Source organism: Pseudomonas sp. XP1 (assembly GCF_053557675.1).
Genome location: NZ_JBNRIJ010000002.1, coordinates 220536 through 232428 on the forward strand (window position 1 = coordinate 220536; position 11893 = coordinate 232428).

The 11893-nt window shown below is 64.7% G+C and carries 15 protein-coding genes; all 15 read left to right on the top strand.

Annotated elements, in window-relative coordinates:
• Position 1: 1 nt before the first annotated feature.
• The 15 genes from ccmA (at position 2) to ACK1U9_RS03400 (ending at position 11843) form a co-directional block, all read left to right on the top strand.
• Positions 2 to 583 (top strand): cytochrome c biogenesis heme-transporting ATPase CcmA, encoded by a 582-nt coding sequence (ccmA, locus tag ACK1U9_RS03330; RefSeq protein WP_449109697.1) that lies wholly within the window; start codon positions 2 to 4, stop codon positions 581 to 583.
• On the top strand, positions 571 to 1248 hold the full coding sequence (gene ccmB, locus ACK1U9_RS03335; protein ID WP_013973563.1) for a heme exporter protein CcmB: 678 nt from the start codon (positions 571 to 573) through the stop codon (positions 1246 to 1248). Before ccmA ends, ccmB begins: the two co-directional genes overlap by 13 nt.
• Positions 1249 to 1294: 46 nt before the next feature.
• Positions 1295 to 2062, top strand: coding sequence for a heme ABC transporter permease (locus ACK1U9_RS03340; protein WP_012273476.1), 768 nt, complete (start codon positions 1295 to 1297; stop codon positions 2060 to 2062).
• The gene (gene ccmD, locus ACK1U9_RS03345; protein WP_013973562.1) at positions 2059 to 2235 is read left to right on the top strand and encodes a heme exporter protein CcmD; all 177 of its coding nucleotides are present in this window, start codon (positions 2059 to 2061) and stop codon (positions 2233 to 2235) included. The genes ACK1U9_RS03340 and ccmD overlap by 4 nt, the downstream gene beginning before the upstream one ends.
• Positions 2232 to 2687: a cytochrome c maturation protein CcmE gene (ccmE, locus tag ACK1U9_RS03350; RefSeq protein ID WP_015271187.1), complete on the top strand. Its 456-nt coding sequence runs from the start codon at positions 2232 to 2234 to the stop codon at positions 2685 to 2687. Before ccmD ends, ccmE begins: the two co-directional genes overlap by 4 nt.
• An 11-nt stretch (positions 2688 to 2698) precedes the next feature.
• Positions 2699 to 4672 carry a heme lyase CcmF/NrfE family subunit gene (locus tag ACK1U9_RS03355; protein ID WP_178081808.1) on the top strand — a complete coding sequence of 658 codons (1974 nt, stop codon included), beginning with the start codon at positions 2699 to 2701 and terminating at the stop codon, positions 4670 to 4672.
• Positions 4669 to 5205 (top strand): DsbE family thiol:disulfide interchange protein, encoded by a 537-nt coding sequence (locus ACK1U9_RS03360; RefSeq protein ID WP_085601636.1) that lies wholly within the window; start codon positions 4669 to 4671, stop codon positions 5203 to 5205. The genes ACK1U9_RS03355 and ACK1U9_RS03360 overlap by 4 nt, the downstream gene beginning before the upstream one ends.
• Positions 5202 to 5690 (top strand): cytochrome c-type biogenesis protein, encoded by a 489-nt coding sequence (locus ACK1U9_RS03365; RefSeq protein WP_025340052.1) that lies wholly within the window; start codon positions 5202 to 5204, stop codon positions 5688 to 5690. The genes ACK1U9_RS03360 and ACK1U9_RS03365 overlap by 4 nt, the downstream gene beginning before the upstream one ends.
• Entirely contained in the window at positions 5683 to 6873 is a 1191-nt protein-coding gene (ccmI, locus tag ACK1U9_RS03370) for a c-type cytochrome biogenesis protein CcmI (RefSeq protein WP_108480230.1), read from the top strand. Before ACK1U9_RS03365 ends, ccmI begins: the two co-directional genes overlap by 8 nt.
• Before the next feature lie 12 nt (positions 6874 to 6885).
• The gene (locus ACK1U9_RS03375) at positions 6886 to 7302 is read left to right on the top strand and encodes a hypothetical protein (RefSeq protein WP_025340051.1); all 417 of its coding nucleotides are present in this window, start codon (positions 6886 to 6888) and stop codon (positions 7300 to 7302) included.
• Between the two features lie 866 nt (positions 7303 to 8168).
• Positions 8169 to 9107: a 2-hydroxyacid dehydrogenase gene (locus tag ACK1U9_RS03380; protein WP_046615012.1), complete on the top strand. Its 939-nt coding sequence runs from the start codon at positions 8169 to 8171 to the stop codon at positions 9105 to 9107.
• 50 nt (positions 9108 to 9157) lie between these two features.
• Complete coding sequence (locus tag ACK1U9_RS03385) at positions 9158 to 9946, top strand: PhzF family phenazine biosynthesis protein (RefSeq protein ID WP_046615013.1); 789 nt, start codon at positions 9158 to 9160, stop codon at positions 9944 to 9946.
• A gap of 174 nt (positions 9947 to 10120) precedes the next feature.
• Complete coding sequence (locus tag ACK1U9_RS03390) at positions 10121 to 10528, top strand: GFA family protein (RefSeq protein WP_085601229.1); 408 nt, start codon at positions 10121 to 10123, stop codon at positions 10526 to 10528.
• Between the two features lie 75 nt (positions 10529 to 10603).
• Positions 10604 to 10942 (top strand): FKBP-type peptidyl-prolyl cis-trans isomerase, encoded by a 339-nt coding sequence (locus tag ACK1U9_RS03395; protein ID WP_046615015.1) that lies wholly within the window; start codon positions 10604 to 10606, stop codon positions 10940 to 10942.
• Positions 10943 to 11180: 238 nt separating this feature from the next.
• Positions 11181 to 11843, top strand: a complete 663-nt coding sequence (locus tag ACK1U9_RS03400) for a hypothetical protein (RefSeq protein ID WP_025340046.1) — start codon at positions 11181 to 11183, stop codon at positions 11841 to 11843.
• The last annotated feature ends 50 nt before the right edge of the window (positions 11844 to 11893 follow it).

Sequence of the window (11893 nt, forward strand, 5' to 3'; positions counted from 1 at the left end):
CCTGCTGTTCGAGCATCTCGCTTTTGAGCTGCGGCCGGGCGACATGCTGCAGATCAGCGGCCCCAACGGTAGCGGCAAGACCAGCCTGTTGCGCCTGCTGGCCGGGCTCATGCAGCCGACGGCCGGGCAGATCCTGCTGGGCGGCAAGCCACTGGCCGAGCAGCGCCACGCCCTGGCCAGCATCCTGCTGTGGATCGGCCACGCCGCCGGCATCAAGGACCTGCTCACCGCCGAAGAGAACCTTACCTGGCTGTGCGCCCTGCACCAGCCGGCCAGCCGCGAAGCGATCTGGGCGGCACTGGCGGCCGTCGGCCTGCGTGGTTTCGAAGACGTGCCGTGCCATACCCTGTCTGCCGGCCAGCAGCGCCGCGTGGCCCTGGCCCGGCTGTATCTGGCCAGCCCGCCGCTGTGGATCCTCGACGAACCCTTCACCGCCCTCGACAAGCAGGGCGTGGCGCAGCTCGAGGCGCACCTGGCGGCCCACTGCGAGCAGGGCGGCACAGTAGTGCTGACCACCCACCACACACTGGAACGCAAGCCCTCCGGTTACCGTGAACTGAACCTGGGGCAATGGGCGGCATGAGCGTATTCATCCTGTTGTTGCGCCGAGAAGCGCGCCTGCTGTTCCGCCGCCCGGCCGAGCTGGCCAACCCGTTGGTATTCTTCGCCATCGTGGTTGCGCTGTTCCCGCTGGCAGTCGGCCCGGAAAGCCAATTGTTGCAAACCTTGTCGCCAGGCCTGGTCTGGGTGGCGGCGCTGCTGGCGGTGCTGTTGTCGCTGGACGGCCTGTTCCGCAGCGATTTCGAGGACGGCTCGCTGGAACAGTGGGTGCTGTCGCCGCACCCGTTGGCGCTGCTGGTGCTGGCCAAGGTGCTGGCACACTGGATCTTTTCCGGGCTGGCGCTGGTATTGTTGGCGCCGCTGCTGGCGCTGATGCTGGGGCTGCCTAGCCATTGCCTGCCGGTGCTGCTCGGCTCGCTGCTGCTGGGCACGCCGGTGCTGAGCCTGCTGGGCGCGGTGGGTGCGGCGCTGACAGTCGGTCTGAAACGCGGCGGTTTGCTGCTGGCATTGCTGATTCTGCCGTTGTATATCCCTGTATTGATCCTGGGCAGTGGTGCGTTGCAAGCGGCGTTGCAGAATATGCCGGCAACTGGCCACCTGCTCTGGCTCGCCAGCCTGACGGCGCTGGCCGTGACCCTGGCACCCTTTGCGATAGCGGCCGGCCTGAAGATCAGCGTCGGCGAATAACGAGTCCCGGGCTTTCAAGCCCGGCCAATACCCTGGATGTACCCTGATGAAAATAAGCTGGACGTGGTTCCACAAGCTGGGCTCCCCCAAATGGTTCTATGCCATCAGCGGCCGCATGCTGCCGTGGCTTGCCGGCGCTGCCGTGCTCCTGCTGCTGGTCGGCATCACCTGGGGCCTGGCCTTCGCCCCCCAGGACTACCAGCAAGGCAACAGCTTCCGCATCATTTACATCCACGTGCCGGCGGCGATGCTGGCGCAGTCCTGCTACGTGCTGCTGGCAGTAGCCGGGGTGGTGGGGCTGGTGTGGAAGATGAAACTGGCCGACGTCGCGTTGCAGTGCGCCGCTCCCATCGGTGCCTGGATGACCGCCGTGGCACTGGTCACCGGGGCCATCTGGGGCAAGCCTACCTGGGGAAGCTGGTGGGTCTGGGATGCCCGACTGACGTCCATGCTCATCCTGTTGTTCCTGTACTTCGGCATTATTGCGCTGGGCCAGGCAATCAGTAATCGTGACAGTGCAGCCAAGGCCTGTGCGGTACTGGCGATCGTCGGTGTGGTGAACATCCCGATCATCAAGTACTCGGTGGAGTGGTGGAACACCCTGCACCAGGGCGCCACTTTCACGCTCACCGAAAAGCCGGCGATGCCCGCAGAAATGTGGTTGCCGCTGCTGTGCACGGCGCTGGGCTTCTACTGCTTCTTTGGCGCGGTGCTGTTGCTGCGCATGCGCCTTGAAGTACTCAAGCGCGAAGCGCGCGCCAGTTGGGTCAAGGACGAAGTATTGAACAGCCTGGGGCGGAGGGCCGCACAATGAGTTTCGCCACCTTCGGTGACTTTCTCGCCATGGGCCACCATGGCCTGTACGTGTGGACGGCCTATGGCATCTGCCTGGCGGTGCTGGCGCTGAATGTCGCCGCGCCCGTGCTGGCCCGCCGTCGCTACCTGCAAGATGAGGCGCGCCGTTTGCGCCGGGAGAACAACCAGTGAATCCGCAGCGCAAGAAACGCCTGTTGCTCATCGTCGGCCTGCTGGTCGGCGTCGGGGTTGCCGTCGGCTTTGCCTTGAGCGCATTGCAGCAGAACATCAACCTGTTCTACACACCGACCCAGATCGCCAATGGCGAAGCGCCGCTGGACACCCGCATTCGCGCCGGCGGCATGGTCGAGAAGGGTTCGGTACAGCGCTCGTCAGATTCGCTGGACGTGCGCTTCGTGGTCACCGACTTCAACAAGTCGGTGCCGATCACCTACCGTGGCATCCTCCCCGACCTGTTCCGCGAAGGGCAGGGCATCGTCGCCCTCGGCAAGCTCAACGCCGATGGCGTGGTGGTGGCCGATGAAGTACTGGCCAAGCACGACGAGAAGTACATGCCGCCCGAGGTCACCAAGGCCCTGAAGGAAAGCGGCCAGGCCGCCACCGGCGGGGAGGCCAGGCCATGAACGCGGCGCTGGTGATCCCCGAACTCGGCCAACTGGCGATGATCCTGGCCATCTGCTTTGCCGCTGTGCAGGCCAGCGTACCGCTGCTGGGCGCCTGGCGTGGCGACAGCCTGTGGATGAGCCTGGCGCGGCCGGCGGCCTGGGGGCAGTTCGCCTTCCTGGCCTTTGCCTTCGCCTGCCTGACCCATGCCTTCATGACCGACAACTTCTCGGTCGCCTATGTGGCCAGCAATTCCAACAGCGCCTTGCCCTGGTACTACAAGTTCAGCGCCGTGTGGGGTGCGCACGAAGGTTCGCTGCTGCTGTGGGCACTGATCCTCGGCGGCTGGACCTTCGCCGTGTCGGTGTTCTCGCGGCAATTGCCGCAGGTGATGCTGGCCCGCGTGCTGGCGGTAATGGGCATGATCAGCGTGGGCTTCCTGAGCTTTCTGATCATCACCTCCAACCCGTTCCAGCGCCTGCTGCCGCAGGTGCCGACCGATGGCCGCGACCTCAACCCGCTATTGCAGGACTTTGGTCTGATCGTTCACCCGCCGATGCTGTACATGGGCTATGTCGGTTTCTCGGTGGCCTTCGCCTTCGCCATCGCCGCCTTGCTCGGTGGCCGCCTGGACGCCGCCTGGGCGCGCTGGTCGCGGCCATGGACCATCGTTGCCTGGGCCTTCCTCGGTGTCGGCATTACCCTGGGCTCGTGGTGGGCCTACTATGAGCTTGGCTGGGGGGGCTGGTGGTTCTGGGATCCGGTGGAAAACGCCTCGTTCATGCCCTGGCTGGTAGGTACGGCGCTGATCCACTCGCTGGCGGTGACCGAGAAGCGCGGGGTGTTCAAAAGCTGGACGGTGCTGCTGGCAATCGCCGCGTTCTCGCTGAGCCTGCTGGGTACCTTCCTGGTGCGCTCCGGTGTGCTGACCTCGGTGCACGCGTTTGCCGCCGACCCGTCGCGGGGCATTTTCATCCTGATCTTCCTGCTGTTCGTGGTCGGTGGATCGCTGACCCTGTTCGCCCTGCGCGCACCGGTGGTCAAGAGCCAGGTCGGCTTTGCCCTGTGGTCGCGCGAGACGCTGCTGCTGGCCAACAACCTGGTACTGGTAGTGGCGGCCTCGATGATTCTGCTCGGCACCCTTTACCCGCTGGTGCTCGATGCGTTGACCGGTGCCAAGCTGTCGGTCGGCCCTCCGTATTTCGATGCCTTGTTCCTGCCGCTGATGGCACTGCTGATGGTGGTGCTGGGCGTGGGCGTGGTGGTGCGCTGGAAAGACACCCCCGGCAAATGGCTGGCCAGCATGATGACCCCGGTGCTGCTCGGCAGCGCCATCCTCGCACCGGTGGCAGGCTTTATCGTCGACGACTTCGACTGGCCGACCCTGACCGCCTTCGCCCTGGCCGCCTGGGTAGTGCTTGGCGGGCTGCGCGACATACTCGACAAGACCCGCCATAAAGGCCTGCTCAAGGGCCTGCCCGGCCTGGGTCGCAGCTACTGGGGCATGCAGCTGGCGCACCTGGGCCTGGCGGTGTGCGCGCTGGGCGTGGTGCTGTCGAGCAACAACAGCGCCGAACGCGACCTGCGCATGGCGCCGGGCGAGAGCGTGGAACTGGGCGGTTACCACTTCCAGTTCCAGGGTGCCCGGCACTTCGAAGGGCCGAACTTCATCTCCGACAAGGGTACCGTGGTGGTTAGCCGCGATGGCCGTGAAGTGACCACCCTGCACCCGGAGAAACGCCTGTACACCGTGCAGCAGTCGATGATGACTGAAGCCGGCATCGACGCCGGTTTTACCCGCGACCTCTACGTCGCGCTTGGCGAGCCGCTGGAGAACGGTGCCTGGGCGGTACGCGTGCATATCAAGCCTTACGTCCGCTGGATCTGGCTGGGCGGTCTGCTGACCGGCCTGGGCGGGTTGCTGGCGGCCCTCGACCGGCGCTATCGCGTCAAGGTCAAGACCCGGGTGCGTGATGCCCTGGGCGTGTCTGGAGCAGCTGCATGAAGCGTTGGATCATGGTAGTCCCCCTGGCGGTATTCCTGCTGGTGGCGGTGTTCCTCTACAAAGGGCTGTTCCTCAAGCCCGACGAGCTGCCCTCGGCAATGATCGGCAAGCCGTTCCCGGCGTTTTCCCTGGCCTCGACCCAGGGCGACCGTACCCTGACCGAGGCCGACTTGCGGGGCCGCCCGGCACTGGTCAATGTGTGGGCCACCTGGTGCCCGTCGTGCAAGGTCGAGCACCCGTACCTGAACCAGCTGGCCCAGCAGGGCGTGGTGATCCACGGGGTCAACTACAAGGACGACAATGCGGCGGCCCTGAAGTGGCTGGCCGAGTTCCACAACCCTTATCAGCTGGACATTCGTGACGAGCAGGGCAGCCTGGGCCTGGACCTGGGCGTGTATGGCGCGCCGGAAACCTTCCTGATCGATGCCAGGGGCATCATCCGCTACAAGCATGTTGGCGTGGTCGATGCCACGGTCTGGCGTGAGCAGCTGGCGCCGCTGTACCAGGGCCTGGTCGACGAGGCCAAGCCATGAAGCGGGGGCTGGCAGCTGCCGTGCTGGGGCTCTTCATGGGGTTGAGCCTGGCAGGCGTGGCCAAGGCGGCCATCGACACTTACCAGTTCCGCGACGATGCCGAGCGTGAGCGCTACCAGCAGCTGACCAAGGAGCTGCGCTGCCCCAAGTGCCAGAACCAGGACATCGCCGACTCCAACGCGCCGATTGCCGCCGACCTGCGTCGGGAAATATTCCGCATGCTCGGCGAGGGCAAGAGCAATCAGCAGATCGTCGACTTCATGGTCGACCGCTATGGCGATTTCGTGCGCTACAAGCCGGCGCTCAGCGGGCGTACCTGGCTGCTGTGGTTCGGCCCGGGGATTTTGCTGGCCGGCGGTTTCGTGGTGCTGGCGCTGATCGTGCGCCGGCGCCGCGGTGCGGCCGTGCAGGGCGCCAATGAGTTGTCCGCCGAAGAACGCGAGCGTCTCGCCAAACTGCTGGAAAAAGAACAGACCCATGATTGAATTCTGGCTTAGCGCGGGCCTGCTGCTGCTCGCTGCCCTCAGCTTCCTGCTGATCCCGATCCTGCGTGGCCGTGGCCGCCAGCAGGAAGAAGACCGCACCGCCCTGAACGTGGCGCTGTACCAGGAGCGCGTCGCCGAACTGGCTGCCCAGCAGGCCGCCGGCGTGCTCGACGAGGCGCAGATGGCCAAGGGCCGTGACGAGGCCGCCCGTGAGCTGCTGGCTGATACCGAGGGTACCGAGACTCCGCGCCAAGGCTACCTGGGCAAGACCCTGCCGTTGTTGGCAGCGTTGCTGGTGCCGCTGCTGGCATTGGGGCTGTACCTGCATTTCGGCGCGGCCGACAAGGTGGAACTGACCCAGGAGTTTGCCGAGGCGCCCAAGTCGATGGAGGAAATGACTGCCCGCCTGGAACGGGTGGTGCAGGCCCAGCCGGATTCGGCCGAGGCCGTGTACTTCCTGGGCCGAGCCTACATGGCTGAGCAGCGCCCTGGCGATGCCGCGCGTACCTTCGAGCGCGCCGTGGCCTTGGCGGGTCGCCAGCCCGAATTGCTCGGGCAGTGGGCGCAGGCGCTGTACTTCGCCGCCGACAAGAAATGGAGCCCGCAGCTGCAGGCGCTGACTGACGAGGCGCTGAAAGCCGACCCCAATGAAGTGACCAGCCTGGGCCTGCGTGGTATCGCTGCCTTCGAGGGCGAGCGTTACCAGGAAGCCATCGATTACTGGAAGCGCCTGTTGGCGCAGTTGCCGGAAGGTGATGCCTCGCGTGCGGCGCTGCAGGGCGGTATCGACCGCGCCGCCGAGCGCCTGGGTGGTTCGCCGGGGCAGGCTGCGGAGCCCGTGGCGGCTCGCTTGAAGGTGCGGGTGGAACTGGCGGCGGCGTTGAAGGACAAGGTCAAGCCGGACGACACGGTGTTCATTTTCGCCCGCGCCAGCAATGGCCCACCCATGCCGTTGGCGGCCAAGCGGGTGACCGTGGCGCAGTTGCCGATCGAAGTGGAATTGTCCGATGCTGACGCCATGATGCCGCAGATGAAACTGTCGGACTTTGCCGAAGTCCAACTCGTTGCACGTGTATCACGCGCTGGCCAGCCAACTCATGGCGAGTGGATTGGCCAGGGCACGCCACTGCCCAGCGCCACCCAGGCCATCCAGCACCTGACCATCGACAGCCCCGACCCGTAAGAGAGCAATGCCATGCACAGCATCGTCCGCCTGACCCTGATCACCCTGGCCCTGGGTTTGTCTGCGTGTACGGTGCATGAGCCGTACGAGCAGCCCGAACCACCGATCGAACGCCTGCCGCCGCCGGGGCCGGCGGTCAAACCCTTGCCGGACAGGCAACCGGCCCCTGCGCCGAGCAAGCCGGCGGCCACGCCCAAACCGATGCCACGCACCTCGGCCAGCTTCGCGCCGCCACCTGGCGGGGCGAGCCATTGGGACCCGAAGTTGGGCGTGTATGTGCTGGAGAAAAAGCCCAATACCTTCTACCGCCAGCGCACCTACTACCGCTTCGACAACGGCTGGAGCTGGTCGCTGAGCCCGGATGGGCCGTGGCAGGAGACTGACAGCAGCGGTGTGCCGGGTGGTCTGGGGCGTGCGTTCGCCCAATAATTGCAACGTTGCCGTTGCCGTTGCCGTTGCCGTTGCCGTTGCCGTTGCCGTTGCCGTTGCTTTTGCTTTTAAGCGCGCGGTAGTCCAGGCGCCGCCGATTGCGACTTCAGGAGGCCGAGCGAAGGGGCTGCGGAGGGAGGTGACGGGCATGGATGCCCGTCAAGCGCTGAGGCCCCATGGATGGGGCCTGCAGCGCGTACTCCCGGGAGCAGGCCCGTAGCGAGGGAACCCCGGAGCGTAGCGTAGGGGCCGGATGATAGGAGCCAGCGTTTTTTGGTTACTTTTTGTCGCGTTTGACAAAAAGTGACCCGCCGTAAGGGCGGAAAGGTGAATAAGCGCCACCTTCGAAAATGAATGTTGACCTTGTTGTTGATGCCCACGCTTGAAAGCGAAGAGCGAGGAGCGAAGAGCGAAGAGCAGAAAAGTACTGGTCTTGATTCCGCGCATAGTCCATTTACGATGGCGACGCATACTCACCTTTTCGCCCTTACGGCGAGTCACTTTTTGCCAAACGCGGCAAAAAGTAACCAAAAAACGCTGCGCTCCCATCATCCGGCCCCTTGCGCTACGCTCCGGGGTTCCCTCGCGCCGGTCTTGCTCCCGGGAGGACGCGCTGCAGGCCCCATCCATGGGGCCTCAGCGCTTGACGGGCATCCATGCCCGTCACCTCCCTTCGCAAGACCTCTGCTCGGCCTCCTGAAGTCGCGAAGATCAAGATCAAGATCAAGATCAAGATCAAGATCAAGAGCAAGAGCAAGAGCAAGAGCAGAGCTAAGCAGAACAGTGCAGTTTCACCTCTTTATTTCGGTTGACTGTACTGGCCGGTGACTCCACATAATGTCGCTTCGAACTGACCCGGAGGTGGCATGCACAAGACAGTCCTGGTGCTGGTGGAAACCGTCGATGATTACCTGCCCATGCTTGAGCAGGCCGGTTATCGTTTGATCCGTGCCCCTTCGCCGCAACTGCGGGCCGAGGCCATCCAGCGCCATGCCCATGAAATCGATGCCGTGCTCACCCGCGGCCCGCTGGGCCTGACTGCCAGCGAAATCGACACGCTGTCCAACCTGCAGATCATCTGTGTGATCGGTGCTGGCTATGAGCAGGTGGACCTGGCCGCCGCCGCTGCGCGCGGCATCACCGTCACCAACGGCGCCGGGGCCAATGCAGAGGCGGTCGCCGACCACACCCTCGCCCTGCTGCTGGCGCTGTTGCGCGACATACCCCGCGCCGATGCCAGCACCCGCCGGGGTGAATGGAACCGGGTGATCAGCCCTTCGGTGAGCGGCAAGCGCCTGGGCATTCTCGGCCTTGGTGCGGTGGGCCTGGCCATCGCCAGGCGCGCCCATCTGGGCTTCGCCATGCCCGTCAGCTACCACAGCCGCACGCCGCGCCAGGATGTGCCGTACACCTGGTACGACAGCCCGCAGCACCTGGCCGATGCCGTCGACATCCTGGTTGTGGCAACCCCCGGCGGTGCCAATACTCGCCATCTGGTCGATGCGCAGGTGCTCGAGGCCCTGGGGGCCGAGGGCTACCTGGTGAATATCGCCCGTGCCAGCGTGGTCGACACCCAGGCCCTGGTGGCCGCGTTGCAGCATGGCCAACTGGCCGGTGCGGCACTGGACGTGTTCGACGACGAGCCGGCTGTACCCGATGCCCTCAAGGCCCTTGGCAACACCGTGCTCACCCCCCACGTGGCCGGCCAGTCGCCGGAGGCGGCGCGCGACACCGTGACCCTGGTGCTGCGCAATCTGCAGGCGTTCTTTGCCGGCGAAGCCGTGTTGACCCCGGTACGCCAGTAACCCTTTTCATACATCTGCCTGGCAGCGATCGGGCAACAAGGAGTGTGTGCATGCAACTTGAAATCTTCCAGGTCGATGCGTTTTCCGCCGAACCATTCGGGGGCAACCCGGCGGCAGTGATCCCGCTGCAAAGCTGGCTGCCGGACGATGTGCTGCAGCGCATCGCCGAAGAGAACAACCTGTCGGAAACCGCCTACTTCGTGCGCAACGGCGAAACCTTTGACCTGCGCTGGTTCACCCCGACCGTGGAAGTCGACCTGTGCGGCCATGCCACCTTGGCCTCGGCCTATGTGCTGTTCGAACAGCTGGGCGAGCAGGCGCAGGTACTGCGTTTCAACACCCGCAGTGGCGAGCTGCGCGTCAGCCGCAACGCCGACGGGCTGCTGGCCATGGACTTTCCGGCCAAGCAGCCGGTCGCCGTGGATATGCTGCCGGGCCTGTTGCAGGCGCTGGGCCTTGGCCAGGCACAGGCGCTGTACCGCAGTGACGACTACGTGGTGGTGATCGATGACGCCTTGCTGCTCGACACCCTGCAGCCGGACTTCGTTGCGCTATCGGCCTTCGATGTGCGCGGCATCGCCGTTACCGCGGCAGGGCGTGGCTTTGATTTCGTCACCCGCTGGTTCGGCCCGCGGGTCGGCGTGAACGAAGACCCGGTTACGGGCTCGGCGCACACCTCGCTGGCACCGATATGGGCCGAGCGTCTGGGAAGGAACGTGCTGAGCTGCGAGCAGGGAGGGGTGCGCAAAGGGCAGCTGCAGTGCGAAGTGCCGGGTAACGGCCGGGTGATCATCAGCGGGCGGGCGGCGTTGTACCTGCGCGGTACCGTGTACATCTGACCTTGGGCAACTGCCTTGTGCTGCCTGTACCGGCCCCATCGCCGGCAAGCCAGCTCCCACAGGTACTGCACTGGCCTGAGAGCGGCGCGGTCGTGGTGGGAGCCGGCTTGCCGGCGATGAGGCCGGTACAGGCATCTATACTTGCTGGCCCATCTTCCGCTCAAGGAGCCAGTCATGGCCCTGGAAAAACACGGCACCTGCCTGTGCGGCGCCACCCGCCTCAAGGTCACCGTCGACAACACCCAAATCAGCGCCTGCCACTGCAGCATGTGCCGCAAGTGGACCGGAGGCCCATTGCTGGTGGTGCATTGCAGCCAGCCACCAGTGATCGAAGGGCGCGCCCCCAGCGTCTTTGAATCTTCCGACTGGGCCCAGCGTGGATTCTGCGGCCAGTGCGGCACGCACCTGTACTACCGGCTGAAAGCCAATGACTTCCATGCCGTGCCGGTCGGCCTGCTCGACGGCGACCAGGAATGGGATTTCGACCTGCAGATTTTCGTCGAAGAGAAGCCCGCCTGGTATTGCTTCGCCAACCAGACCAAGGAACTGACCGGCCAGGAAGCCTTCGAGCAGCTCGGTTGACGGGCACGCGAACTTGCCAAACCGGTGCATTCCTGCGAAAAGGGCGGCTTTGTTTCCAGTGTTGGAGTATGCCCCGTGAGCCAAGAACTGCAGATCATCGACCTAGTGCAGGGAGATGGCAAAGCCGCCGTCAAAGGCGCCCTGATCACCACCCAGTACACCGGCTGGCTGGCCGACGGCAGCGAGTTCGATTCGTCCTGGTCGCGCGGCAAGCCGTTCCAGTGCGTGATCGGCACTGGTCGGGTAATCAAGGGGTGGGATCAAGGCCTGATGGGGATGCGCGTTGGCGGCAAGCGCAAACTGCTGGTACCGGCGCACCTGGGCTATGGCGAACGCAGCGTGGGGGCGATCCCGCCGAATTCGGATTTGACCTTCGAGATTGAATTGCTGGAAGTGCTGACGCGGGATGATTGAGTGGCCTCATTGCAACCTGATGTTCTTGGGCCCTGCACATTTCAGCAACACCCATCCTCTAATCTAAGCCTTGCCCAGGGAACGGCATCACCTCCAGGGAGGAACCAAACGGGTTCAGGGCACTCTCACCCACACTCGTTGCCAGGGACGGCATTCACTACAAGGATGCCCCGCGGTGCTGTTGGCGGGGCGATGTGGCGGGTCTACCCGATTCTTTCTGCCACATGGGCCCGTCTTGATGAAGTTGCCAACGTTCTTCCGCCGCCGTCGTCACTGGTTGCTGAGCCTGACGCTTACAGCCATAGCCGTACCGCTGGCGCTGGAAGCTGTCGAAAGCCGGGCGCAACCGGTGGATGGCACACAGACCCTGGTGTTCCTGCGTCACGCCGAGAAGCCGGGCGAGGGACTGGGGCAGTTGAACTGCCAGGGCCTCAACCGTGCGCTGGACCTGGCTACCGTGTTGCCCGAGCGCTTTGGCAAGGCCGACTACGTGTTCGCTGCGAACCCCTCGCGGCATGTCGAGGAAGGCAGCAAGGACGAAAGCTACAGCTACATTCGCCCATTGATGACCATCAGCCCCAGCGCCATTCGCCTGGGCCTGCCGGTAAACATCGATTACGGCGCCAACGACACCGACGCGCTGGCCGAAGAGTTGCTGCGTGACAAGTACCGTAACGCGACCGTGTACACCGCCTGGTCGCATGGCTACCTCCCCGACCTGATCAATGCCGTGGCTGGCAAGGCCCTCGGTGAAGAGCGGGTGATCACCGAGGACTGGAGCGGCGACGACTTCGACACCCTGTACGTCCTGACCCTGACCTGGCATGACGGCAAGGCCAGCCTGCTCAGCCGCAACGTGCGTCAGGGCCTGAATGATGGTGCGCATAGCTGCCCGACCTGATCCGCTGTTGATGGTTTGCCTGTACCGGCCTCTTCGCGGGGGTGGCCCCA

Coding starts and splice junctions, on each gene's coding strand:
- ACK1U9_RS03365 (WP_025340052.1), top strand. CDS start 5,202: ATGAAGCGGGGGCTGGCAGCTGCCGTGCTGGGGCTCTTCATGGGGTTG.
- ccmB (WP_013973563.1), top strand. CDS start 571: ATGGGCGGCATGAGCGTATTCATCCTGTTGTTGCGCCGAGAAGCGCGC.
- ACK1U9_RS03385 (WP_046615013.1), top strand. CDS start 9,158: ATGCAACTTGAAATCTTCCAGGTCGATGCGTTTTCCGCCGAACCATTC.
- ACK1U9_RS03340 (WP_012273476.1), top strand. CDS start 1,295: ATGAAAATAAGCTGGACGTGGTTCCACAAGCTGGGCTCCCCCAAATGG.
- ACK1U9_RS03360 (WP_085601636.1), top strand. CDS start 4,669: ATGAAGCGTTGGATCATGGTAGTCCCCCTGGCGGTATTCCTGCTGGTG.
- ccmI (WP_108480230.1), top strand. CDS start 5,683: ATGATTGAATTCTGGCTTAGCGCGGGCCTGCTGCTGCTCGCTGCCCTC.
- ccmD (WP_013973562.1), top strand. CDS start 2,059: ATGAGTTTCGCCACCTTCGGTGACTTTCTCGCCATGGGCCACCATGGC.
- ACK1U9_RS03400 (WP_025340046.1), top strand. CDS start 11,181: ATGAAGTTGCCAACGTTCTTCCGCCGCCGTCGTCACTGGTTGCTGAGC.
- ACK1U9_RS03390 (WP_085601229.1), top strand. CDS start 10,121: ATGGCCCTGGAAAAACACGGCACCTGCCTGTGCGGCGCCACCCGCCTC.
- ACK1U9_RS03375 (WP_025340051.1), top strand. CDS start 6,886: ATGCACAGCATCGTCCGCCTGACCCTGATCACCCTGGCCCTGGGTTTG.
- ACK1U9_RS03380 (WP_046615012.1), top strand. CDS start 8,169: ATGCACAAGACAGTCCTGGTGCTGGTGGAAACCGTCGATGATTACCTG.